The 230-nt window shown below is 49.1% G+C and carries 2 tRNA genes; both read right to left on the reverse strand.

Going from position 1 to position 230, the window contains the following annotated elements:
- Positions 1–7 precede the first annotated feature (7 nt).
- A tRNA-Thr gene (locus CD032_RS10625) sits at positions 8–84 on the reverse strand.
- Positions 85–94: 10 nt separating this feature from the next.
- Positions 95–167: transfer RNA gene (locus tag CD032_RS10630), tRNA-Phe, on the reverse strand.
- Between the last annotated feature and the right edge of the window lie 63 nt (positions 168–230).

The following is a 230-nucleotide window of genomic DNA, read 5'->3' on the forward strand; positions in this document are numbered from 1 at the left end:
ATGAAAATGGTGCCGGCCAGAGGACTTGAACCCCCAACCTACTGATTACAAGTCAGGTTGCTCTACCAGTTGAGCTAGGCCGGCTTGTATAAAATGGTTCAAGACAGAGTCGAACTGCCGACACATGGAGCTTCAATCCATTGCTCTACCAACTGAGCTATTGAACCATAATATTAAGATAATGGCGGTCTCGACGGGAATCGAACCCGCGATCTCCTGCGTGACAGGCA

Origin of the sequence: Staphylococcus cohnii subsp. cohnii (assembly GCF_002902365.1) — a bacterium.
Taxonomy (GTDB): Bacteria; Bacillota; Bacilli; order Staphylococcales; family Staphylococcaceae; genus Staphylococcus; species Staphylococcus cohnii.